Below are 22,448 nucleotides of genomic sequence, written 5' to 3'. Positions count from 1 at the left end.
TTCTCCTTGTTGTTTATCAGTGGCCCATCAGCTTGTCGACAGCATCAGGCTTATCGTGCACACCAAACCGATCTACGATGGTAGCACTGGCCTGATTGAGGCCAACGATCTCGACTTCGGCACCTTCGCGACGGAACTTGAGAACGACCTTGTCCAGCGCCGCCACCGCCGTGATATCCCAGAAATGCGCACGGCTGAGATCAATAACCACCTTATCAAGGGCTTCCTTGAAGTCAAAGGCCGTAACGAACTTGTCGGAAGAACTGAAGAACACCTGCCCAACCACCCGATAGGTCCGTTGCCGCCCACGCGGATCCACTTCACTAGCGATATGCAGGTAATGCCCCATTTTATTGGCGAAGAACAACGCCGCCAGCAGCACACCAACAAAGACACCATAGGCCAGATTGTGAGTCGCAACGGTGACGATCACAGTCGCCAGCATGACGATATTGGTTGATAACGGGTGCTTCTTCAGATTGCGCAACGAGTCCCAGCTGAAAGTTCCGATCGAGACCATGATCATCACGGCAACCAGAGCCGCCATCGGAATCTGCCCAACCCAGTCACTGAGGAACACCACCATGATCAACAACACCACACCGGCGGTCAGGCAGGACAACCGGGTGCGCCCCCCCGATTTGACGTTGATCACCGACTGACCAATCATCGCGCAACCAGCCATACCTCCCATCAGACCAGCACCGATGTTGGCGATGCCCTGACCTTTGCACTCACGGTTCTTGTCGCTGCTGGTATCGGTCAGGTCGTCAACGATGGTCGCAGTCATCATGGACTCCAGCAGACCAACCACCGCCAACGCCGCCGAGTACGGCAGAATGATCCACAGCGTCTCCAAAGTCAGTGGCACCTGCGGCCAGAGGAATACCGGAAGCGTATCCGGCAGCTCGCCCATACCGGATACGGTATTGATATTCAGCCCCAGGTACATGGCCAATCCTGTCAACAGCAGGATACATACCAGCGGAGAAGGAATCAGCTTGCCGAGCACCGGCACATAGGGGAAAAGGTAGATGATCGCCAGCCCACCAGCAGTCATGGCATAGACATGCCAGGTGACATCGATCAGCTCTGGCAATTGCGCCATGAAAATCAGAATCGCCAGAGCGTTGACAAAGCCAGTCACCACCGAGCGGGACACAAAACGCATCAACGAACCGAGCTTGAGATATCCGGCACCAATCTGCAGAACCCCACAGAGAACAGTCGCGGCCAGCAGATACTCCAGGCCGTGCTCGCGCACCAGAGTGACCATCAACAGCGCCATGGCTCCGGTAGCGGCGGAAATCATCCCCGGCCGACCGCCGGTAAAGGCAATGATCACGGCGATACAGAATGACGCATACAGCCCGACCTTGGGGTCAACCCCAGCGATGATTGAGAAAGCAATGGCTTCAGGAATCAGCGCCAGCGCTACAACCAGTCCGGCCAGTAGATCGCCACGAATATTGGCAAACCAGTTTTGTCTTACCGATTGGATAAGAGTCATACCACGTCCATTAACAAGATTCAGAAAACTGCAAGAAACCCGAAAACAACACATCAGCCGCTCTGTCACAGACGAGCGAAACAATGACAGTTTGAGGGGGCACGAAAAATTCCACCCGACCGCCAACAGCGTGGATGGGAGCGCGGCCTGACGGCCGGAAGGCAGAAAACTACGGTGGCGTAACGCCGGAGAGAGTCAACACGATGAACAGAGCCATAGTTCAATCAAAGGGGGCGGACTTTAGCATACTGGGTAGCCAACAGCTACCGAGCATGTTCCTTAGAGACCTGAGTGCTCCGCCAGCTCAGGCCGGCCAAAGGCGCCGGAACACCCCTAGCACCAGATCACGGCACAAGCTCCAGAGCGCAAACAAAACGATAAACGGATCCAGCAAATAATCCCAATAGTTGCCGGAGGCCTTAAGCTCCAGAGCGTAGCCCAGGGTGGCCAGCGTCAGCATCAGCACCGCGAGCAGGTTGCCCCGCCATAGCATCAGCAGCGTCAGGACCGCCACAACGAGCAACAACCCATCCGGGCTATAGCCCAAGCGATAGGGGTCCAGCATGCCTAGCCCCATGGCCGCCGGGTAGAGCGCCAACCCCATCAGGGCAAACAGCAGATAGCACTCCAGCTTGTGTTGCCGCACCGGAGATGACAGCCATCCCAGGCGCACCAGCGTCGCGGCAGACAGCGCGACCAGACTGGTAATTGCCAGATCATCAGTAAAAGCCCGCAGATAGCCTGCCAGCGACAAGCCATCAATCAATGGCAGTGCTCCCAGAACAAGCGCCACAACGAGTACGGCCCAGCGCCAGCCAACCGGCAAGCGGCTCACCGGCAAAAGCAAAAAAAGCAACAGAGTAAATGCCAGATAAGCAACCCAGGTGGTGAGAATCACGGTTGCACCTCCAGCCAGTCGGTATTGAAAGACACATGCTTGATGAAGCTGTTGTTCCAGGCATACACCAGATGGAACACGCCATTACCGGCATTGATCATGTAGGGGTACTCATACTCGAATACGCAGGCACCATCACGGCACAAGCGCTGATCCAGTTGCTGCATAAACTTGTTTACCAACGAGCGCCGCCGTTCTCCGCTAGAGGCAATAAACTTGGTAGCCAACAGAGGCTCATAGTCTTCCCGGGCAAAGGGTTGACCATCAGGATCGGGCGAAGAATCCAGATCCATGACCAGCGACCAGGTGCTAAGGCTTGGTGTTGACTCATCCAGGCTCAGACGAAAGCGGCCGTCGATCAGGTTGTTCTGCGCCACCAGCAGGGTATTGCGATGCGAGCGTACCGCCGCCAGCGAACTGTTGGGATTCCAGGGTGCAATGACCTGCTCCTCGCTCCAGGTGCGCCCGCCATCCTCGGTCACTGCCGCCAGGGCATGCCCGCGTCGCCCGGCATAGCGCAACAGCGCGATTGCCCTCTGCTCATCCAGAGGCACTACCGTTGGTTGCAGTGAATTGGTGCCGTCAGCAATCCGAAACTTGTCCTGAATCCGCCCATCGGCGCTCAGATAGAGATATTCGGGAAACTTGCCGAGAAACTCGTGATAGACCGGCAGACCGATTGAGCCATCCTGATGAAAGACCGGAGCAGCCCGCACCAGGGTACTGATATTGATAAAAGGGGAAGTCACCAGTTGCTGTGGCTCAGACCAGCTCTGGCCAAAATCCTCGGAAACCATGCTGTTGATCGCACTGCCAGCCCAGCCGCCCAGCGATACCGATACATAGAACAGCCACAGGCGTTGATCCGGGGCCAAAGCAATCACCGGGTTGCCCAGCTTGCGGATTGGTTTGCCAAGCGCCTGACGGGTCATTTCCCGGGTTACCAGGGCCTCTTCGTCTGACCAGCCCGTAGCCGGATCAAAGCGTGATGTACGTATTTCAACATCCGCCGCGCCCTCACGCGAGCCGGCAAACCAGGCCGCCATCAGCCCGCCATCAGGCAACGCGGTAATCGAGGGCGAGTGTACGAACTCGTCAAGATCCGATGAAGCAAAACGCTGCTCATAGACCGGCTTGCGCTCATGCCCAGACAATTGTTCACTGATCGCCTCCAGAGTGTTGCCCGAGACCTCCGGCACCTGAAATCCCGACCATTGGTAATCAGGCCGGGTCAGCGAAGCTGAAACGAACACAACTACCACCAGCGGCGCCAACATGGCCCGCCGGCCCAGCATCCCCAAGACCTTCATCACTCCTAAACCTCTTGTTATTTGCCCTTCCCTGGCAACTGGCATGAATTGTTCGACCTTGATCAACCTGTCAATCCCATCGATAACATCGGGTCGACACAATGGCACTCTCAAGACTCTCCTGGCACTGCGAATACGACCCGCAGGCAAGGAACTTAGTTCATTGCACAGCGATTTTTCGCAACCTGCCCGGCAAGACGGAACCGAGCTCAATCCCCACGACTCCAACAAGCACAGGTTTGGTTCGATATCCTCGACCTGACCAGCATGCTACAGTGAGGCAACACTACTGACTGCCTATGATCGAAACCCGGATTCTGCTGGAACTTTGAATGCTGAAAACCCAAACACTTCGCGCCACAGCAAGTCGCTTTCTGGCCATCGCCGGCGTTGGCATGCTGGCCCTGGCTGCCTGTGCCGACACCCCGATTCAGACTGCAAGCACCGCCTCACCAACCAGCGCCGCTCTTACCCCCAGCGCCCCAGCCCAAAGCTTTGCCCATTGGCTGGGCGAATTGCGCCAGGATGCACTCCAGGCCGGCATCAGGGCCGACCTGTTCGACCGGGTTACCACTGGCCTGCAACCGGACCCAGGGGTTCTGCGCGCCGACCAGAGTCAACCGGAGTTTACCCGTCCCGTCTGGGAATACCTTGACGGCGCAGTGTCACCGCAACGGGTCGCCAGCGGCAAGCGTCTGCTGCTTCAGCAACACGATACACTGAATGCCATCGAGCAGCGCTATGGGGTCGACCGCCATATTCTGGTCGCCATCTGGGGGCTGGAAAGCAACTACGGCAACAATATGGGCGACCGCCAGGTAGTACGCTCGCTGGCCACCCTGGCCTATGAAGGGCGCCGTCCGGTGTTTGCCCGCACTCAGTTGTTGGCAGCCCTGGAGATTCTTCAGCGCGGTGACATCACCCCGGAGCGGATGCTCGGCTCCTGGGCAGGCGCCATGGGCCAGACCCAGTTCATTCCCACCACCTACAACAGCTATGCGGTGGACTTCGACGGCAATGGCAAACGTGATATCTGGAATTCTTCGGCCGATGCTCTGGCCTCTGCGGCCAACTACCTCAACGCTTCAGGCTGGCAAAGCGGTCAACCCTGGGGCCTGGAAGTCACCCTGCCGAATGACTTCGATTACGCTCTGGCCGACATGAATGTGCGCAAGCCATTGAGCGACTGGAGCACGCTGGGAGTACGTGATGGCAATGGCCGGGCTCTGCGAGCCAATCCTGGCGAGCACAGCGCCTCTTTGCTGTTACCGGCCGGCCATCGCGGCCCAGCTTTTCTGGTCATGAACAACTTTCGCAGCATCCTGCGCTACAACAACTCCACCAGCTACGCGCTGGCCATCGGCCTGCTCAGCGAACGCTTCCAGAATGCCGGCCAGATCAACGGCAACTGGCCGACCGACGACCGACCACTGTCACGTAGCGAACGTCTGGAACTCCAGGAACGGCTGAGCGCAGGCGGTTTCGAGCCGGGCGGCGTAGATGGCATCATCGGAGCCAATACCCGCCAGGCAATTCGCCGCTTCCAGCAAACTCTGGAATGGCCCGCCGACGGCTACCCATCTCCGGCGCTGCTGGAAAAATTACGCGAACTCTAGGGACCCCCTCCCCCTTTCGCGCTTGCGAAAACCCGACTCCGGCGGAGCGGCCTGCGGCCGCGAAGCGTGCGCCGCTCAGGCGACTCTGTGATAGAATGCGCCCAGGCCACAAGCCTCTTCTACGGCATAGCCGGAGCCTCTAACCAGGAGCCCTGATCCCCGATGTCTGACGCCGAGCAAAAAACTGTCGCCAGTGGTGAAAAGTTCCGCAATGCCCAGGGTATTGCCGCCATCAAGGACGGCCAGAAACGCCGTACCTCTGCCGAGCCTCAGGTTTTCGAGCCCAAACCCAAGTGGCTGCGGGTCAAGGCACCCGGCGGCGACCGTTTTGAAGCGGTCAAGCGCAACGTCTCCGAACATCGCCTGAGCACCGTCTGCCAGGAGTCGCATTGCCCGAATATGGGTGAGTGCTGGTCCAATGGCACCGCCACCATCATGCTGATGGGCTCGGTCTGCACTCGCGCCTGCCGCTTCTGCGCCGTGGATACCGGCAATCCGCACGGCTGGCTCGATCATGAGGAGCCGGAAAACACCGCCAAGTCAGTCGAGCTGATGGCGCTGCGCTACATCGTGCTTACCTCAGTTGACCGTGACGACCTGGCCGACGGCGGCGCCAGCCACTATGCCGCCTGTGTTCGCGCGATCAAGCAGCGTACCCCTCAGGTGGTGGTTGAAGCCCTGACACCAGACTTCGATGCCGAACTGAGTGCGATTGAGCTGGTGGTCGACTCCGGTCTGGAAGTGTTCGCCCAGAACGTCGAAACGGTGAAACGCCTGACTTACGAAGTCCGCGACCCGCGTGCCGGCTACGAAAAGACCCTGAAAGTTCTTGAACACGCCAAGCGCCATCGCCCTCAAGTGCTGACCAAGACCAGTCTGATGGTTGGCCTGGGTGAAACCGACGATGAGATTTTCCAAACCTTCGATGACCTGCGCGCCATCGGTGTGGACATCGTCACCCTTGGCCAGTACCTGCAACCGACCCGCAACCACTTGCCGGTCAAGCGCTGGGTCAGCCCGGAAGAGTTCAACCGCTACCGCGAAGTGGGGCTTGAGAAAGGATTCATGGAAGTCGCTGCCGGACCGCTGGTACGCTCCAGCTACCGGGCCGACCGGGTATTCGAGAAGAACAACCTGGGCCTGGCCGCCCCTGCTCCGGTCCCGGGTCAGGACATCGACCCGAATCTGATTCCGGCGCTGAATATCAAGTAGAAGCGGCTCGCAGCCGCGAAACAAGACTGTTGATCCGGTCAAGTCAATCGGTGCGCAGATACCCCAATCGTCGGCGCAGGGCCTGTTCCAATCGCAGCGCCACTTCATCAATCGCTACCGACCGCCCCAGCAACTCGCTCATCTGGGTCATGCGCAGACCGGAATAGCCACACGGATTGATCCGGGCAAACGGTTCCATGTCCATATCGACATTCAGGGCCAGACCATGGAAAGAGCAACCCCGCCGCACCCGCAGGCCCAGTGAGGCGATCTTCGCGCCATCCACATACACCCCAGGCGCATCTGGCCTGGGCGCAGCCTGGATGCCATAACCGGCCAGTACATCGACCAGACTTTGCTCCATGGCCGTCACCAGCTCACGCACCCCCAGGCCAAGCCGGCGCAGATCCAGCATCAGATAACCGACCAGTTGTCCGGGGCCATGGTAGGTTACCTGACCACCGCGCTCGACCTGGATCACCGGAATATCGCCCGGCGCCAGCACATGCTCAGCCTTGCCAGCCTGTCCCTGGGTGAACACCTTGGGATGCTGCAACAGCCAGATCTCATCGACTGTCTGTTGATCGCGCTCGGCAGTCAGCTTGCGCATGGCCTCCAGGGTTGGCAGGTAATCAACCAACCCCAGATCACGGACGATCAGTTCCGGCATCACAACACCATGTGCACACGCCCGGTGGCCTTGAGTTCAGCATGCAGCGCCTGCAACTGATCCGGCCCGGTCGCGGTAATTTCCAGACGTACCGACAGGAACCGACCATTCTTGCTGTCACGCACCTCGACCAGCGTGCTATCCACTCCCGGCGCATGGCGCTCGACGATACTGATCACCAATTCGGTAAACCCCTCCCCGGCCTCACCAATCACCTTGATCGGGTACTGGCAGGGAAACTCGATTCGCGGGGCTTCAGGAGTTGTCTCGCTCATGCGCAGCTCCTCAGTTGAACAGGCCGTAGAAGAACAGGCGAATATTGTCCCACAAACGCGAGAACAGACCACCGCGCTCGACATCGGCCAGGGCAACCAACGGCGCGCTGTGGACCACACTGTCACCACGCTTGACTTCAACGGTACCAAGCACATCGCCAGCGCTGATCGGCGCTTTGATCGCCGAATTCATGCTGATACCGGCTTCCAGATCATCGAACTGACCACGTTGCAAGGTCAGGATCAGACCATCACTCAGACCAACATCAACCTGCTTGTTGGCACCACCCCAGACCCGGGCGCTGGACAGTACCTGACCCGGCTGATAGAAGCGCCGGGTTTCGTGGAAACGAAAGCCCCAGGTCAACAGCTTCTGGGTTTCGGCAGTTCGTACCGCATCGCCGCTGGTACCCATAACCACCGAGATCAGGCGCATGCCGTCACGCTCGGCCGATGCCACCAGGCAATAACCTGCCGCTTCGGTATGCCCGGTCTTGAGCCCGTCAACACTGGAGTCACGCCATAGCATACGATTACGGTTGACCTGGCGAATACCGTTCCAGACAAACTCCTTCTCCTTGTAGATCGGGTAGTACTCGACATCGTCACGGATGATTGCCTGGGCCAGGATGGCCATGTCGCGCGCGCTGGAATACAGGTTGTCGTCCGGCCATCCGGTCGAGTTGGTGAAGTTGGTGTTACGCATCCCCAGACGCCGGGCATGGGTGTTCATCACATCGGCAAAGGCGTCTTCGCTGCCGGCGACATGTTCGGCCACGGCGATGCTGGCGTCGTTGCCTGACTGAATGATGATGCCACGCTTGAGGTCGATGAACGGCACCCGGTTACCGACTTCGACGAACATCTTTGAACCACCCTTGCGCCAGGCGGTTTCGCTGATCAGCACTTCGTCCTGCTCGCCAATACGCCCTTCGATCAACTCAAGACTGGCGATATAGCTGGTCATCATCTTGGTCAGACTAGCCGGCGGCAGGCGCTCATCGGCATTGTGCTCGACCAGCACCACACCACTGTTGGCATCCATCAGGATATAGCTGCTGGCCGCCAGTTGCGGCGCGGCCGGCACGATCTGCGGCATAGCACTTGGGGTGGGGGTCGGAACCTGGGCCTGGGTCAGACCGGCGATACTGGCGACACCGGTAATCAGCAGGGTATTGAGCAGTTTTTTCAGCATGTTACTCACTAGTGATGTTGGACGTTGTTGGGCAACTTCAGTTGAAAGTCTCAATTGGCCGAGACCAGGGTCGGATTACCCAGATTGGCCAGGCGTACCGCGTCGATCAGTTGCTGCGCCTCGGCATGGCTGGCAACCGGACCCAGTCGCACCCGGTGCAGGGTTTGGGCATTCTGCTCAACCGGGCTGACAAACACAGTGGCATTGACCACCCCCTGTAGCCGTTGGCGCAGTTGCTCGGCGGCCTGGTTGGAAGAAAAAGCTCCAACCTGCAGATACAGCTCCTGGCCGCTTGGCAGGGTTTCCTGAGGCGGATTGTTACGCACCAGATAACCCGGGTTGTTCTGCTGCTGCCAGGCTACCGGGTCGATCCCCTCGACCAGTACCCGGGCCGTGCCTTGCTCGGCAAAACCGAGCTTCTTGGCCGCGGCGTAGGACAGGTCGATGATTCGATCCGAGTAGAACGGCCCACGATCATTGACCCGCACGATAATCCGTCGACCGTTGGCCTGATTGGTCACGTAGACGTAGGTCGGCAGCGGCAGAGTCTTGTGTGCAGCAGTCATGCCGTACAGATCATAGACCTCGCCATTGGCGGTATTCTGGCCATGGAACTTGGTGCCGTACCAGGACGCCAGACCGACTTCCCGATAATTGCGGCCATCCTGCATCGGCGTATAGGACTGGCCCAGTACGGTATAGGGCGAGGCCTTATAGGCGCCGGTATGCGGCGTTGGCACGGCATCGGGAATTTGCGATACATCCATGAAATAACTGGGCGGCCCATCCACTGCCGGACGGCTGCTGGGCGCACTCGGCTGACTCGGTGCCGGTGTTTTGACCGAAGATGATGAACAGGCGGTCAGCAACCCCAACAAGGAACCCAGCAAGACAACTCGAACAGACGGCATCGGCATAGGACTCATTGCTCCCTCGCGTCACGGATCAGATCGGCCAGTTGGTGCACCACCATGGCATACATCACGCTGCGATTATAGCGGGTGATCACATACAGATTGTTCAGACCCAGCCAGTACTCCATCTGTTCCCCGGCGTCGAACTCGTAGGTCATCACCTCGAGATCGTCATCCAGCGCCTGCTCGGGCTGCCAGCCCAGGGCACGCAGTTCACCGACCCGGCGGCGCGCTTCCAGCCCTTCGGGCACACTCAGCCCCTGGCTGAAGCGTTCACCCTCGACCTTGGCCGGGATGGCCACACGCTCACCATGGCGCCAGCCGTGCTCCTTGAAATAGTTGGCGGCACTGCCAATCGCATCAACCGGGTTGTTCCAGATATCAACCTTGCCATCACCGTCAAAATCCACAGCGAAGGCCTGGTAGCTACTGGGGATAAACTGCGGATAGCCCATGGCCCCGGCGTAGGAGCCGGTCAATGCCAACGGGTCCATCTGCTGCTCACGAGTAAGGACCAGATAGGACTTGAGCTGACGACGGAAAAAATCGGCCCGCGGCGGATAGTCGAAGCCCAGGGTAGTCAGGGCATCAATCACCCGATGACTGCCCTTGTTGCGGCCATAGAAGGTTTCCACCCCGATGATCGCCACGATCACCTCCGGCTCAACCCCATACTCCTGCTCGACCCGCTCCAAAGCATCACGGTGCTGATCCCAGAACGCCACCCCTTCGCGGATGCGCTGATCGGTAATGAAAATCGCCCGGTACTCGTGCCAGGGCCGCACTCGCTCAGCCGGACGCGAGATAGCGTTGAGGATAGCCTCCTTGCGCTCGGCCTGAGCCAGCAGGCTGCGTACATGCTCGGCACTGAAGCCGTGCTCAGCCTTCATTTCGGCAACGAAGGGTTCGACCCCCGGGTGTTCACTGGTGTAGTTGGCGGCCAATAGCCAGGGGCTCACGGCCGTCAGGGCACATGCCAGCGGCAGACGCAGCCAGCGCGAAACAGGTTTGATCATGAAAATCCGCATCTCCGAGCTTTTATCCTTGTGGCATCCATTTACGGTGGGTGTGGATCGACATCAGGATGCCGAACCCGGACAACAATGTCACCAACGAGGTACCGCCATAGCTGATTAATGGTAACGGCACACCTACCACCGGCAACAGTCCGCTGACCATACCGATATTGACGAATACGTAAACGAAGAAGGTCAAGGTAATACTGCCGGCCAGCAACTTGCTGAAACTATCCTGAGCCTGCAGGGTAATGTAGAGCCCGCGCGCGATTACCAGCAGATACACGCAGATCAGCAGGCACACGCCGACCAGACCAAACTCTTCGGCCAACACCGCGATGATGAAGTCAGTATGCCCCTCGGGCAAAAAATCCAAGTGCGACTGAGTGCCCTGCAACCAGCCCTTGCCATAGATGCCGCCAGAACCGATCGCGGCCTTGGACTGAATAATGTTCCAGCCTGCCCCAAGCGGATCGCTTTCAGGGTTGAGAAAGGTCAATACCCGACGCTTCTGGTAACCGTGCAAGACGAAGAACCACATCGCCAGCGCTGCCGGCACCAGCGCCACCAGAGCGCCCAGAATATAGCGCCAGCGCAACCCGGCCAGCAGCAGGGCGAAGACTCCCGAAGCACCGATCAGCAATGAAGTACCCAGATCCGGCTGCTTCAGGATCAGCAACACCGGCAAACCGATGATCAACAGGCTAATGAAAACATACTTGAAGCTGGGCGGCAGAGTACGCCGGCCCAGGTACCAGGCCACACTCATGGGCATGATTAACTTCATCACCTCGGAGGGCTGAAAGCGCATCATGCCGGGAATCGTCAGCCAGCGTTGGGCCCCCTTGGCTTCAGTACCGACAACCAGCACCGCTACCAACAGCATCAAGCCGCCAAGATAGGCCAAAGGCGTCCAGCGCTGCATGAACCGGGGCTGAAACTGGGCGATGGTCAGCATCACGGCCAAACCCACAGCAAAGGCGGCACCCTGACGGTAAAGCATCGCTGTACTGCGCCCACTGGCCGAGTACAGAACGAAGCCAGCAACCGTGGCCAGCACCAGGATCAGCAGCAACAGCCAGGGGTCAACATGAATACGTTGCCAGAACGGCTGCCGACGATGCATTCCCATGGCGGTGGGCGACGCCAGGCTACCCAGAGATTTCATTGACTGGTCTCCGCAGTGAAACTCATCGGTTCCTGGTCAGGCAACAGCCAGGCATCGAACAACTGACGAGCGACCGGCGCAGCAACCCGGCCACCGGACTCACCGTTCTCGACCATCACCGCCACGGCAATCTTCGGATCATCGACCGGCGCAAAGCCAACAAACAGCGCGTGATCACGATGACGCTCCTGCAGGGCCGCCGAGTCATATTTCTCACCTTGGGCGATGGCAACGACCTGAGCCGTCCCGGTCTTGCCCGCCATCCGGTAGGGCGCATTCTGTGCCGCACTGCGTGCAGTGCCTCGCTCACCATGCATCACAGCCTCCATGGCCGCAATGATGAAATCCCAGTCGCCGTCATTGCGCAAATGCACATTATCCGGGGTTTCGCTTTCATCCGGCGCCATACCCTCGGCATGCAGCAAAAGACGCGGCCGCTTCCATACCCCCCGATTAGCGATCAGGGCGGTACTGTGCGCCAACTGCAAAGGTGTGGCCAGCATGTAACCTTGGCCAATCCCGGCGATCAGGGTTTCCCCCGGATACCAGGGCTGACGCCGGGCATTACGCTTCCACTCACGCGAGGGCATCAGCCCGGCCGCTTCCTCATGCATATCCAGCGACACCCGAGTCCCAATACCAAAGCGGGTCATGTAGTCATGCAGCCGATCAATGCCCAGCTTATGGGCCAGATCATAGAAATAGGTGTCGTTAGAGCGAACGATGGCCAGATGCATGTCAACCCAGCCATCACCACTACGGTTCCAGTTGCGGTACTTGTGGCTGTGGTTTGGCAACTGGTAGAAGCCAGGGTCGAAAACCCGACTGGTGCGGGTCACCACCCCGGTATCCAAACCGGCCAGAGCGACCATCTGCTTGATCGTCGAGCCTGGTGGATAGAGGCCGCGCACAACCCGGTTGAACAACGGCTGATCCAGAGAGTCGCGTAGCGCGCCGTAGTCGGCGTAACTGATGCCAGTGACGAACAGATTAGGGTTAAAGCCAGGCTGGCTTACATAAGCCAGCACCCCGCCGGTCTCCGGCTCGATGGCGATCACCGCACCGCGGCGATTACCAAGCGCATGCTCGGCTACCGCTTGCAAGCGACTGTCCAGATGCAGGGTCAGGTCACGCCCAGGTTCCGGATCAATCCGCTTGAGCACCCGCAATACCCGACCACGTGCGTTAGTTTCGACCTCCTCGTAACCAACAGTGCCATGTAGCCAGTCCTCGTAGTAACGCTCGATCCCGGTCTTGCCGATATAATGGGTGCCAGCGTAGGCGACCTGATCTATCCGGGCCATTTCCTGCTCGTTGATCCGGCCGACGTAACCAACGGCATGGGCGAAATGTTCGGCGAACGGATAGTGCCGAACGAAGCTGGCCTGCACCTCGACCCCAGGCAAACGAAATTGGTTGACCGCAATCCGGGCGATCTGCTCGTCGCTCAACTCGAACACCACCGGCACCGACTCGAACGGCCGGCGGCGAGTTTGGGTCAGGCGCCGTTGAGAGCGCTCGACATCCTCGTCGGAAAGTTCAAGCAGTGACTGCAGCAGGGCGAAGGTCGTATCCAGATCAGTCACCCGCTCCCGGGTGATGTTGAGGCTGAAGCTGGGTCGGTTCTCGGCCAGCACGATGCCGTTGCGGTCATAAATCCGGCCACGGGGCGGCGGCACCGGCTGTACATGCACCCGGTTGTTTTCCGACAGGGTTGAATGGTATTCGTACTGCACCACCTGCAGGTAATACATGCGCGCCACCAGCCCGGCCACCAGCGCCAGCATGAACACAGCCGCCAGCACCACCCGTCGCTGTACAGTACGGGCATCGCTGAGGTGATCCTTGAGCTGAATCGGCTTGGCCATCGATTACTTGTGATATGGGTGGCGGTTGAGAATGGTCCAAGCCCTATAGAGCTGCTCGGCCAGCAGAATACGCACCAGTGGATGCGGCAGGGTCAAAGGCGACAGTGACCAGCGCTGCTCACTGCGCGCCTGCACCTCTTCAGCCAGCCCTTCGGGCCCGCCCACCATCAGGTTGACCGTGCGCGCTTCCAGGCGCCAGCGCTCAAGCTGCTCGGCCAGTTGCTCGGTCGACCATGCACGGCCATTGACCTCCAGGGTCACGATTCGTTCCCCAGGCTGGGTTGCGGCCAGCATCTGCTCGCCTTCACGACGCATCAACCGGGCGACATCGGCATTCTTGCCGCGGGTCGTCAAGGGAATTTCCACCAACTCCAACGGCAGGTCAGGCGGCAGACGCTTGGCATATTCCTGATAGCCGTCCTCGACCCAGCGTGGCATCCGTGATGCCACGCTGATCAGACGCAGGCGCAAGACTGCTTACTCCGGGGTCGGTTGATGCTGGGCACGGCGCGACTCGGCACTTTGCCACAGACGCTCCAAGTCATAGAACTGGCGGGTAGCCGGTTGCATGATATGCACCACGACATCGCCCAGGTCGACCAGCACCCACTCTCCGGAATCCTGGCCCTCAACCCCCAACGGCTGACGACCGGCGGCCTTGGCCTTTTCCACCAGGTTGTCACTGAGCGAGGACACATGACGGGAGGAGGTACCGCTGGCGATGATCATGTAGTCAGTCACGCTGGTCTGCTCACGAACATCGATCTTGACCACATCCTTGGCCTTGAGCTCGTCCAGCTCATGCTCAACCAGTTTGATCAGGTCATCAATCTGCATAATAAGGGTTCAATCCTCAGTCACAGGGCCGTACAGCCCGTTGGTTTCAATATAGTCAAGCACCGCCTCCGGCAACAAAAAACGCGGCGACCGGTGGCTGGCCAGCAAGCTCCGGATATGCGTTGCCGAAATTGCCAGCGGCGTCTGCGCCAGGCAGACAATCTGCCCATGCAGTGCCTTGGCTTGCGCCGGTTCAGCGACCGAGCGGGCCGCCAGCAAATCCTTGAGTACTTCAGGCACGTCCAGATCGTAGTCTGGACGCTGTAATACCACGAGATTGGCCAGCTCCAGCAAACACTCCCAGCGGTGCCAGCTCGGCAATCCGCAGAAGGCATCCCAGCCAACGATCAGAAACAGCGCCACCTCCGGCCCCAACTCCGCACGCAAAGATTCCAGGGTATCCACCGTCCAGGAAGGCTTGTCACGTCGCAGCTCACGGTCATCCACCAGCAGCCCGGAGTCCACACCTGCCGCCAGACGCACCATGTTCAGGCGATGCTCGGCACTGCAGCCGGGCTGCTCCCGATGGGGCGGCCGGGCGCTGGGGATCAGCCGCAGCTCATCCAGCGCCAAAGCCTCATGCACCTCTACGGCACTGCGCAGATGGCCAAAATGGATCGGATCGAAGGTCCCGCCGAGCAGGCCGATACGCATCAGACAATCACTGACGGATATGACCGTCGCCGAATACCACGTACTTCTCGCTGGTCAGGCCTTCCAGGCCCACCGGCCCGCGGGCATGGATCTTGTCGGTTGAAATGCCAATCTCGGCGCCCAGACCATACTCGAAGCCGTCGGCGAAACGGGTCGAAGCATTGATCATCACCGAGCTGGAATCCACTTCGGCCAGGAAGCGCCGGGCCCGGGTGTAATCCTCGCTGACCATCGCATCGGTATGCTGCGAGCTGAAACGATTGATGTGCTCGATAGCGGCATCCATATCCGCGACCACCCGGATCGACAGGATCGGCGCCAGGTATTCAGTACTCCAGTCTTGCTCGCTGGCAGCGATAGCCTGCGGCAACAGTGCACAGGTAGCCGGGCAACCGCGCAACTCAACATCTTTCTGCGCATAACGCAGGGCCATGCGCGGCAAAAACTCAGCCGCCACTGCCTCATGTACCAGCAGAGTCTCCATGGCGTTGCAGACCCCATAGCGATGGGTCTTGGCGTTAAAACAGATGGCTTCGGCCTTGTCCAGATCGGCACGATCATCGACATAAACATGGCAGATACCATCCAGATGCTTGATCACCGGCACCCGGGCCTCGCGGCTGATACGCTCGATCAGCCCCTTGCCGCCACGCGGTACGATCACATCGACATACTCGGGCATAGTGATCAAGGCTCCAACGGCGGCGCGGTCGGTGGTTTCCACCACCTGCACGACCTGATCCGGCAAGCCAGCGGCGGCCAGGCCGCGGCGCAGGCAGGCGGCAATCGCCTGATTGGAGTGAATCGACTCCGAGCCACCACGCAGAATGCAGGCATTGCCGGCCTTGAGACACAGACTGGCTGCCTCAACGGTCACATTGGGGCGCGACTCATAGATGATCCCGATGACCCCCAGCGGCACCCGCATACGTCCGACCTGAATCCCAGAGGGAAGAAACTTCATGTCACGAATCGCGCCCACCGGGTCCGGCAAGGCGGCAACCTGGCGCAGGCCTTCAATCATGCCCTGCAACCGCTCAGGGGTCAGGGCCAGACGGTCAAGCATCGCAGCATCCAGCCCGTTGGCTCGACCGGCCTCCAGATCCAGGGTATTGGCAGCCTCAAGCTCGGCAGTAGCAGCCTCAATAGCTTCAGCGGTAGCCAGCAACGCCTGATTCTTGACCGCCGTCGAAGCCCGGGCGATAACCCGCGAGGCCGCTCGGGCCTGGTTTCCCAGCCCCTTCATGTATTCGCTTACCTGTTCGCCACCCATGGACACCACCACTTGCCTGCGTTGCAAAAGGTGCATTATAACGGGCTGCCCTGACACTGGACAGGGCGCAGGCCTGCTATCATCGATTACATGCAAAACCCTGAGACACTGCCCTGGGCCACTGCTCGCCCACTGCCTGACAGCTTCTTCCAGCGCGATGCCCGCGAACTGGCTTGCGCCCTGCTTGGCAAGGTCATTCGCCGCCGCTATCAGGGACGCTGGCTATCGGCCCGTATCATTGAGACCGAAGCCTACCTGCTGGAAGAGAAAGGCAGCCATGCCTCGCTTGGTTATACCGAAGCCCGGCGGGCGCTGTTCATGGACGGCGGTACGCTCTACATGTACTACGCCCGCGGCGGCGACTCGCTGAACTTCAGCGCCGCTGGCTCAGGCAACGGGGTACTGATCAAATCCGGCCATCCACTGCTTGACACGGTCAGCGATCAGGCCAGCCTGCGCCTGATGCAACAACTCAACCCGGCTGCCAACGGCGACTACCGACCAGCGGAAAAGCTCTGCGCCGGGCAGACCCTGCTGTGCAAGGCGCTGGCACTGAAGGTTCCGGACTGGAACGCCCAACGTTTCGACACTGGGCAACTGTTCGTCGATGATGACAGCTATCGCCCGCAGCATATCCTGCAAACTACTCGCCTGGGGATTCCCGCCGGACGCGATGAGCACCTGCCCTATCGCTTTGTCGACGCCAGCTACGCCCGTCACTGTACCCGCAACCCCATGGGCCGCAACCGTATCGAGGGGCGCGACTACCAGCGCCTGAACGCACCATGGAAAGCCTGCTGAGCGACCACCTGAGCACCTGGCTCAGCAGCCATCAGAGCTGGCTGGGGCCGGTGATCTTCGCCATCGCCCTGCTTGAGTCACTGGCCATCGCCGGGCTGCTGGTCCCAGGCGTGGTATTACTGTTCGCAGTAACCGCCATCGCCGGAAGCAGCGACATGTCGATCCCGGTCATGCTTGGCTGGGCCTTTGCCGGTGCAGTCTGCGGCGACCTGCTGAGCTTTGTCCTGGGCCGCCTGTTTCACCAGGACATTCGCCGTCTGCGCCTGTTTCAGCGCTATCCGCAGTGGATCGATCAGGGGGAAGGTTTTTTCCGCCGCTACGGCATGATGAGCGTACTGATTGGCCGTTTCTTTGGCCCGGTCCGGCCGATCATCCCGATGATCGCCGGCATGTTCGACATGCCGTTTTGGCGCTTTTTGGCCGTCAGCCTGCTATCGGCACTGGCCTGGGCACCGATCTACGCTCTACCCGGCTACACTGCCGGACATGCTCTGACCTGGCCGGTGCCACAGTTTTTCTGGCCCCAGACCCTGGCTCTGACCGGCGCACTGGCCGGCCTTGGCCTACTTTGTCTATGGCTACTCAAAGCTCAGCACCGCTGGAGCAACCTGGCCTGCGCCGCGCTGCTGCTGCTCGGCGCCGTCAGCCTGCCAGTGGTCGAGCCCTGGCTGGAGGTGGTGCTGTTCACCAGCGAATACTGGATAAGCCAGCGCGCCCCGCTGCTGGGCTGGCACGCCTGGCTGACACCCTTGACCGACCTGGATACCACCCTCTGGCTACTAGTTCCCGGACTGGCCTGGCTAACCCTGCTCAGCCCCTATCGCCAGCCACTGTTCGCCCTGCTGACACTGGTCATCGCCCTTGGTCTGGGCTGGCTGCTGGAGATGAGTCAACCGGCTCTGATCCTCACCGGCCAGTGGACCTGGCTGGTTGTCGTCGCCATCTGCCTGGGCCGCGACCAAGGCTTCTGGATGCGTTGTCTCTGGCTGCTTTACCCCCTGCTGCTCGGAGCCCCCCTGGCATTTGCCAGCCTGGTGATCACCGACACCAGCATTCTCAGCATGTTGCAGGCCCTGCTACTAGCCCTGAGCGCCAGTGCACTGGCCAGCTGGGCAGTTGAGCGTGGCGCACCGATGCACCGCAGCCAGCGCTGGCGTAACCTGGTGCTACTGGCCTGGGCCCCGCTGGTGATACTCTCAGGCCTGCATTGACCGCAACCAGCGCTCAATCTGCTGCAGGCGCAACAATGGATCGGCCTGAGCCAGCAACTCCAGCTTTTCCTCAACATCCAGCGGCAGCAGATAAGCCAGTTGCCAGGCCAGACGCTGCTGACTGCCAGCCACCGCAGGCAACTTCAGCGCTGCCGCGATGGGATGCTCCAGCAAGGTTGTATGCAAGGCCAGCAAGTCGGCATGGCTAGCCAGTAATTCGGCATCTGGCTGCTCGACCAGCCAATCGACACTGGCGCTGAGCAAACCATCCGACGCGACCTCCACCGCACTCGCTTCGGCCCGCCGCCCTCCTTCGACCCGAATCCCCAGCAGACCATTGTCACGCCGTTCCCAGTCGATGATCCTGGCCTCACAACCCAGCGCTTTGAACCGCACCGCCCCCGGCCCGGCCTCAGCCCCTTCTTCCAGGGTTACCACCACAAATCCGGCATTTTGACGAAAACAGCGGCTGACCATATCCAGATAGCGCGGTTCGAAGATCTGCAGATCCAGCACACACCCCGGCAGCAACACCGTATTCAATGGAAACAGGGCCATCCGTTCAGTCATGCATTCCCCTTTCAGCTTGGTACCATCATTCAGCACACCAATGGTGAGCTCGCCCAATTGACCCTCTCGGCGCGGATTGCAAACATGTCAGCAGACAAGCTCGACCGTCTGTATTAACGTAGCGTGTAGCGGTTATCCGCTACCACCACAATAACAGAGCATGGAGAACGCCATGGCAGCTGCCGTACCCGCTTCCGAACTCACGTCCTACATTGGCAAGGATATGGGCCACTCAGACTGGCTGACCATTGATCAGGAACGTGTCAACCAATTTGCCGAGTGCACCGGTGACCACCAGTTCATTCACATCGACGAAGAAAAAGCCAAGCTGACTCCGTTTGGCGGCACCATTGCCCACGGTTTCCTCTCACTGTCACTGCTGCCGGTCCTGTCTGCCGGCCTGCTGGTTCGCCCGCAGGGTCTGAAGATGGCAGTCAACTACGGCCTGGACAGCCTGCGTTTCATCCAGCCGGTACGTGTGGGCTCACGCGTACGCCTGCACGTGACGGTAGTCGATGTAACCGAGAAGAATCCTGGCCAGTGGCTGGTCAAGGCGCGCTCCACTCTGGAGATCGAAGGCGTGGACAAGCCAGCCTTCATTGCGGAAGGTTTGACCCTGTATTTCGTGTAACCCGGTTCGGCCCGCGCCAGCGGGCCGCGCACGCCAAAGTCTGTTCATGGCATAGCGAGCTAGAGCCCTGTTTTTAACAACGCAGGGCCGACGCGCAGCAGGTCATGGACGGGCTCTTATAGCTTGATCCCAACATTAACCATCACCGCAGCCGCCCCCAGCAGCACCAGGTCAGCACCGACCCGCTGATAACTGACACCAACCGACGGAATAATCGCCGGCGCAACACCAAAGCGATTGAGCGGAATCTTGTCCCGGTACTCACCTCGATAGCCATGCAGCAAGCCTGCTGTCAGCTTGACATTGAACGGCGTACCCTCGAAGTCAAAACGTTTGCCGCCATAAGCGTAGTAGGAGCGATCTCCGAACGAATGACGAAAGGTCGCAGCGCCCCACAGATAGCTGTCAGCACGATGACGCTCCAGACCGATCAGATCCTGATTGTTGTTGTGGTCGGAGTCGGGGTTGAAATGGGCAGTCCAGACACTACCCTGAACATACCAGTAGGGCTCGGCCTCGACCGGAGCCAACAGCTTGCCGGCCAGCTCGCGGGACGACTCGAGCAAAGGACTCTCATTGGCCTGCCCGGCCACCGCCGGCAGCACAAAACTCCCCATGGCGAACGCCAGCGACGTCCGCAATCTGGTTTTACTGCAAAACATACATAATCCTGAAGGTGTCACTCACCCCAACGGGCAAGCAATGTCTGTTCTATCCCCAACTGGTTGAGGATGCGGGCAACGACGAAATCTATCAGTTCGTCAATGCTGTTCGGCTTATGATAAAAGCCGGGACTGGCGGGCAGGATAACCGCTCCCATCTGGCTCAACTTCAGCATGTTTTCCAGATGAATGCTCGAGTACGGTGCTTCACGCGGCACCAGAATCAGCTGCCGTCGCTCCTTGAGCGCCACATCGGCCGCCCGCTCGATCAGGTTGTTACTGGCCCCAGTGGCGATAGCCGACAGGGTACCGGTCGAACAGGGACACACCACCATGGCCCCAGGCGCGCCAGAGCCAGAAGCGACCGGCGCCATCCAGTCCTGCTTGCCGAACACCCGAATCTGACCCTCGGCAGCGGCCAATCGTTCCGTCAAAAAAACTTCCAGAGCCTGCGGCTTGGCCGGCAACTGCCAATCGGTCTCGGTCGCCACCACCAACTGCGCGGCCTGCGAGATCAGAAATGACACTTCGACATCGGCCCTGACCAGACATTCCAGCAGGCGCAAGCCATATTGGGCACCAGAGGCACCGGTCAGCGCCAGCGTCACCCGCCGCCGTTCAGCCATGCCGAGCCTCCAGCGCCTGAACCAGCTTGCGGTGAATCCCGCCAAAACCGCCATTGCTCATGACCACTACCCGTGCGCCTGGTCGCGCACGCGCCACCACGGCATCGATCAGCGCCTCGATACTGCTCAACACACAGGCCGGCACCGGACTGTCAGCCACGACCTGATCCAGCGACCAGTCCAGCCCTTCGGGCTGATACCAGAGCACTTCACTGGCATCGCTGACACTACCTGGCAAAGCAGCCATATGACTACCCAAGCGCATGGTGTTGGAGCGCGGCTCGATCACCGCAATAAGCTGCGCATCACCAATCTGTGCCCGCAACCCGGCCAAGGTGGTGGCAATCGCGGTCGGGTGATGGGCAAAGTCGTCATACACCCGAATGTCACCAACCTCACCGATCAGCTCCATGCGGCGCTTGACGCTGGCAAAACCACCCAGCGAGGCAATACCCTGCGCCGGAGTCACCCCCACATGCCGCGCCGCCGCCAACGCCACCAGCGCATTGGCAACACTGTGAGCGCCGGTCTGCGACCATTCAACTATGCCCTGCGAGACACCACCGAGCAGCACCTCGAAACATGAACCATCGGCCGCCAGCAGGCGCGCCTGCCAGTCACCGCCATCACCAGTGGTCTGGCAGGATGTCCAGCAGCCCATGTCAATCACTCGCTTGAGCGCCGCATCGGCCTGCGGGTGAATAATCAGCCCGGAGCCTGGCACGGTACGCACCAGATGGTGAAACTGTCGTTCGATCGCTGCCAGGTCCGGAAAAATGTCTGCATGGTCGAACTCGAGATTATTGAGAATCGCCGTCCGTGGGCGGTAATGAACGAACTTCGAGCGTTTGTCGAAGAAGGCGCTGTCATACTCATCCGCCTCGACCACGAAAAACGGCGTCCCACCCAGCCGCGCCGAGATCCCGAAGTTCTGTGGCACACCACCGATCAGAAAGCCCGGCGACATCCCGGCGTGCTCCAGAATCCAGGCCAGCAGACTGGAGGTAGTGGTCTTGCCGTGGGTACCCGCCACAGCCAGCACCCAGCGCCCCTGCAACACATGGTCGGCCAGCCACTGCGGTCCAGACACGTAGGGCAAGCCTTGATCCAGCACATATTCGACCGCCGGATTGCCGCGCGACATGGCGTTGCCAATCACCACCAGATCCGGGGCCGGCTGCAGATGCGCCGGCTCATAGCCTTCCATCAGGGTAATCCCCTGGGCTTCGAGCTGGGTGCTCATTGGCGGATAGACGTTGGCATCCGAGCCCGTCACCGTATGCCCCAGCTCCCGCGCCAGCAACGCCAGCGAACCCATGAAAGTACCGCAGATACCGAGGATATGGAGGTGCAAAGACGGACTCCTTGTGTTGGTCGTGTAACGGCATTAAGGAAACACTGATTAAATCAGTCTAGGTGTTGGCCCAATTGGCGCTGAGTTTGCGTGCAATTAATCAGTATTTCCTTTTTAAAGCTTCGCGAGATATTACCACGCCCGCCCAACGGCCATGCAAAGCGCACCGCTTTCGGC

The 22,448-nt window shown here is 59.8% G+C and carries 23 protein-coding genes; 5 read left to right on the top strand and 18 right to left on the bottom strand.

Features of this window, described 5'->3' with window-relative positions:
* Positions 1-16 precede the first annotated feature (16 nt).
* The 3 genes from BVH74_RS09205 to BVH74_RS09195 all read right to left on the bottom strand — a co-directional run bounded on the left by BVH74_RS09205 (position 17) and on the right by BVH74_RS09195 (position 3,718).
* Complete coding sequence (locus BVH74_RS09205; RefSeq protein ID WP_080049766.1) at positions 17-1,510, bottom strand: SulP family inorganic anion transporter; 1,494 nt, start codon at positions 1,508-1,510, stop codon at positions 17-19.
* Between the two features lie 304 nt (positions 1,511-1,814).
* Positions 1,815-2,408, bottom strand: coding sequence for a hypothetical protein (locus BVH74_RS09200; RefSeq protein WP_231705586.1), 594 nt, complete (start codon positions 2,406-2,408; stop codon positions 1,815-1,817).
* Positions 2,405-3,718 (bottom strand): sialidase family protein, encoded by a 1,314-nt coding sequence (locus BVH74_RS09195; protein WP_080049765.1) that lies wholly within the window; start codon positions 3,716-3,718, stop codon positions 2,405-2,407. Before BVH74_RS09195 ends, BVH74_RS09200 begins: the two co-directional genes overlap by 4 nt.
* Before the next feature lie 332 nt (positions 3,719-4,050).
* Here BVH74_RS09195 and BVH74_RS09190 point away from each other — a divergent pair, with 332 nt between their 5' ends.
* A complete protein-coding gene (locus tag BVH74_RS09190; RefSeq protein WP_080049764.1) occupies positions 4,051-5,334 on the top strand; it encodes a lytic murein transglycosylase in 1,284 nt (427 codons plus the stop codon).
* A 162-nt stretch (positions 5,335-5,496) separates the two neighbouring features.
* Entirely contained in the window at positions 5,497-6,546 is a 1,050-nt protein-coding gene (gene lipA, locus BVH74_RS09185) for a lipoyl synthase (protein WP_080049763.1), read from the top strand.
* A 43-nt stretch (positions 6,547-6,589) separates the two neighbouring features.
* Here lipA and lipB read toward each other — a convergent pair whose 3' ends face one another.
* The 11 genes from lipB to BVH74_RS09130 form a co-directional block, all read right to left on the bottom strand.
* The gene (gene lipB, locus BVH74_RS09180) at positions 6,590-7,216 is read right to left on the bottom strand and encodes a lipoyl(octanoyl) transferase LipB (RefSeq protein WP_080049762.1); all 627 of its coding nucleotides are present in this window, start codon (positions 7,214-7,216) and stop codon (positions 6,590-6,592) included.
* Entirely contained in the window at positions 7,216-7,491 is a 276-nt protein-coding gene (locus tag BVH74_RS09175) for an HP0495 family protein (protein WP_080049761.1), read from the bottom strand. The genes lipB and BVH74_RS09175 overlap by 1 nt, the downstream gene beginning before the upstream one ends.
* 10 nt (positions 7,492-7,501) lie before the next feature.
* Positions 7,502-8,662: a D-alanyl-D-alanine carboxypeptidase family protein gene (locus tag BVH74_RS09170; protein ID WP_373279490.1), complete on the bottom strand. Its 1,161-nt coding sequence runs from the start codon at positions 8,660-8,662 to the stop codon at positions 7,502-7,504.
* A gap of 74 nt (positions 8,663-8,736) precedes the next feature.
* Positions 8,737-9,603, bottom strand: a complete 867-nt coding sequence (locus BVH74_RS09165; protein WP_080049759.1) for a septal ring lytic transglycosylase RlpA family protein — start codon at positions 9,601-9,603, stop codon at positions 8,737-8,739.
* Between the two features lie 5 nt (positions 9,604-9,608).
* Entirely contained in the window at positions 9,609-10,616 is a 1,008-nt protein-coding gene (gene mltB, locus BVH74_RS09160; protein ID WP_080051683.1) for a lytic murein transglycosylase B, read from the bottom strand.
* Positions 10,617-10,638: 22 nt separating this feature from the next.
* On the bottom strand, positions 10,639-11,742 hold the full coding sequence (gene rodA, locus BVH74_RS09155) for a rod shape-determining protein RodA (RefSeq protein ID WP_080051682.1): 1,104 nt from the start codon (positions 11,740-11,742) through the stop codon (positions 10,639-10,641).
* A 38-nt stretch (positions 11,743-11,780) separates the two neighbouring features.
* Positions 11,781-13,652 (bottom strand): penicillin-binding protein 2, encoded by a 1,872-nt coding sequence (mrdA, locus tag BVH74_RS09150; protein WP_080049758.1) that lies wholly within the window; start codon positions 13,650-13,652, stop codon positions 11,781-11,783.
* A gap of 3 nt (positions 13,653-13,655) precedes the next feature.
* Positions 13,656-14,123, bottom strand: coding sequence for a 23S rRNA (pseudouridine(1915)-N(3))-methyltransferase RlmH (rlmH, locus tag BVH74_RS09145; protein WP_080049757.1), 468 nt, complete (start codon positions 14,121-14,123; stop codon positions 13,656-13,658).
* A 6-nt stretch (positions 14,124-14,129) separates the two neighbouring features.
* Positions 14,130-14,489 (bottom strand): ribosome silencing factor, encoded by a 360-nt coding sequence (gene rsfS, locus BVH74_RS09140; RefSeq protein ID WP_080049756.1) that lies wholly within the window; start codon positions 14,487-14,489, stop codon positions 14,130-14,132.
* A 9-nt stretch (positions 14,490-14,498) separates the two neighbouring features.
* Positions 14,499-15,143, bottom strand: coding sequence for a nicotinate-nucleotide adenylyltransferase (nadD, locus tag BVH74_RS09135; RefSeq protein ID WP_080049755.1), 645 nt, complete (start codon positions 15,141-15,143; stop codon positions 14,499-14,501).
* A gap of 7 nt (positions 15,144-15,150) precedes the next feature.
* The gene (locus tag BVH74_RS09130) at positions 15,151-16,416 is read right to left on the bottom strand and encodes a glutamate-5-semialdehyde dehydrogenase (protein WP_218189181.1); all 1,266 of its coding nucleotides are present in this window, start codon (positions 16,414-16,416) and stop codon (positions 15,151-15,153) included.
* 90 nt (positions 16,417-16,506) lie between these two features.
* On the opposite strand from BVH74_RS09130, the gene BVH74_RS09125 reads away from it, so the two are divergent.
* Entirely contained in the window at positions 16,507-17,217 is a 711-nt protein-coding gene (locus tag BVH74_RS09125) for a DNA-3-methyladenine glycosylase (RefSeq protein WP_080049753.1), read from the top strand.
* Positions 17,202-18,428: a DedA family protein gene (locus BVH74_RS09120; RefSeq protein WP_080049752.1), complete on the top strand. Its 1,227-nt coding sequence runs from the start codon at positions 17,202-17,204 to the stop codon at positions 18,426-18,428. Before BVH74_RS09125 ends, BVH74_RS09120 begins: the two co-directional genes overlap by 16 nt.
* Here the strand turns inward: BVH74_RS09120 and BVH74_RS09115 are convergent.
* Complete coding sequence (locus BVH74_RS09115; protein WP_080051681.1) at positions 18,414-18,998, bottom strand: LON peptidase substrate-binding domain-containing protein; 585 nt, start codon at positions 18,996-18,998, stop codon at positions 18,414-18,416. The genes BVH74_RS09120 and BVH74_RS09115 overlap by 15 nt on opposite strands.
* Before the next feature lie 172 nt (positions 18,999-19,170).
* Between BVH74_RS09115 and BVH74_RS09110 the strand changes: the two genes are divergently transcribed.
* Positions 19,171-19,629 (top strand): MaoC family dehydratase, encoded by a 459-nt coding sequence (locus BVH74_RS09110; protein ID WP_080049751.1) that lies wholly within the window; start codon positions 19,171-19,173, stop codon positions 19,627-19,629.
* Between the two features lie 116 nt (positions 19,630-19,745).
* On the opposite strand, the gene BVH74_RS09105 is transcribed toward BVH74_RS09110, so the two are convergent.
* The 3 genes from BVH74_RS09105 to mpl form a co-directional block, all read right to left on the bottom strand.
* A complete protein-coding gene (locus BVH74_RS09105; protein WP_080049750.1) occupies positions 19,746-20,246 on the bottom strand; it encodes a sn-glycerol-3-phosphate transporter in 501 nt (166 codons plus the stop codon).
* Positions 20,247-20,308: 62 nt separating this feature from the next.
* A complete protein-coding gene (locus tag BVH74_RS09100) occupies positions 20,309-20,917 on the bottom strand; it encodes a flavin prenyltransferase UbiX (protein WP_080049749.1) in 609 nt (202 codons plus the stop codon).
* Positions 20,910-22,271 (bottom strand): UDP-N-acetylmuramate:L-alanyl-gamma-D-glutamyl-meso-diaminopimelate ligase, encoded by a 1,362-nt coding sequence (gene mpl / locus BVH74_RS09095; protein WP_080049748.1) that lies wholly within the window; start codon positions 22,269-22,271, stop codon positions 20,910-20,912. The genes BVH74_RS09100 and mpl overlap by 8 nt, the downstream gene beginning before the upstream one ends.
* Between the last annotated feature and the right edge of the window lie 177 nt (positions 22,272-22,448).

The organism is Halopseudomonas phragmitis, assembly GCF_002056295.1.
Lineage (GTDB): Bacteria > Pseudomonadota > Gammaproteobacteria > Pseudomonadales > Pseudomonadaceae > Halopseudomonas > Halopseudomonas phragmitis.
Note: the sequence above shows the minus strand (reverse complement) of the source record. Positions and strands in the feature narration are given on the sequence as shown.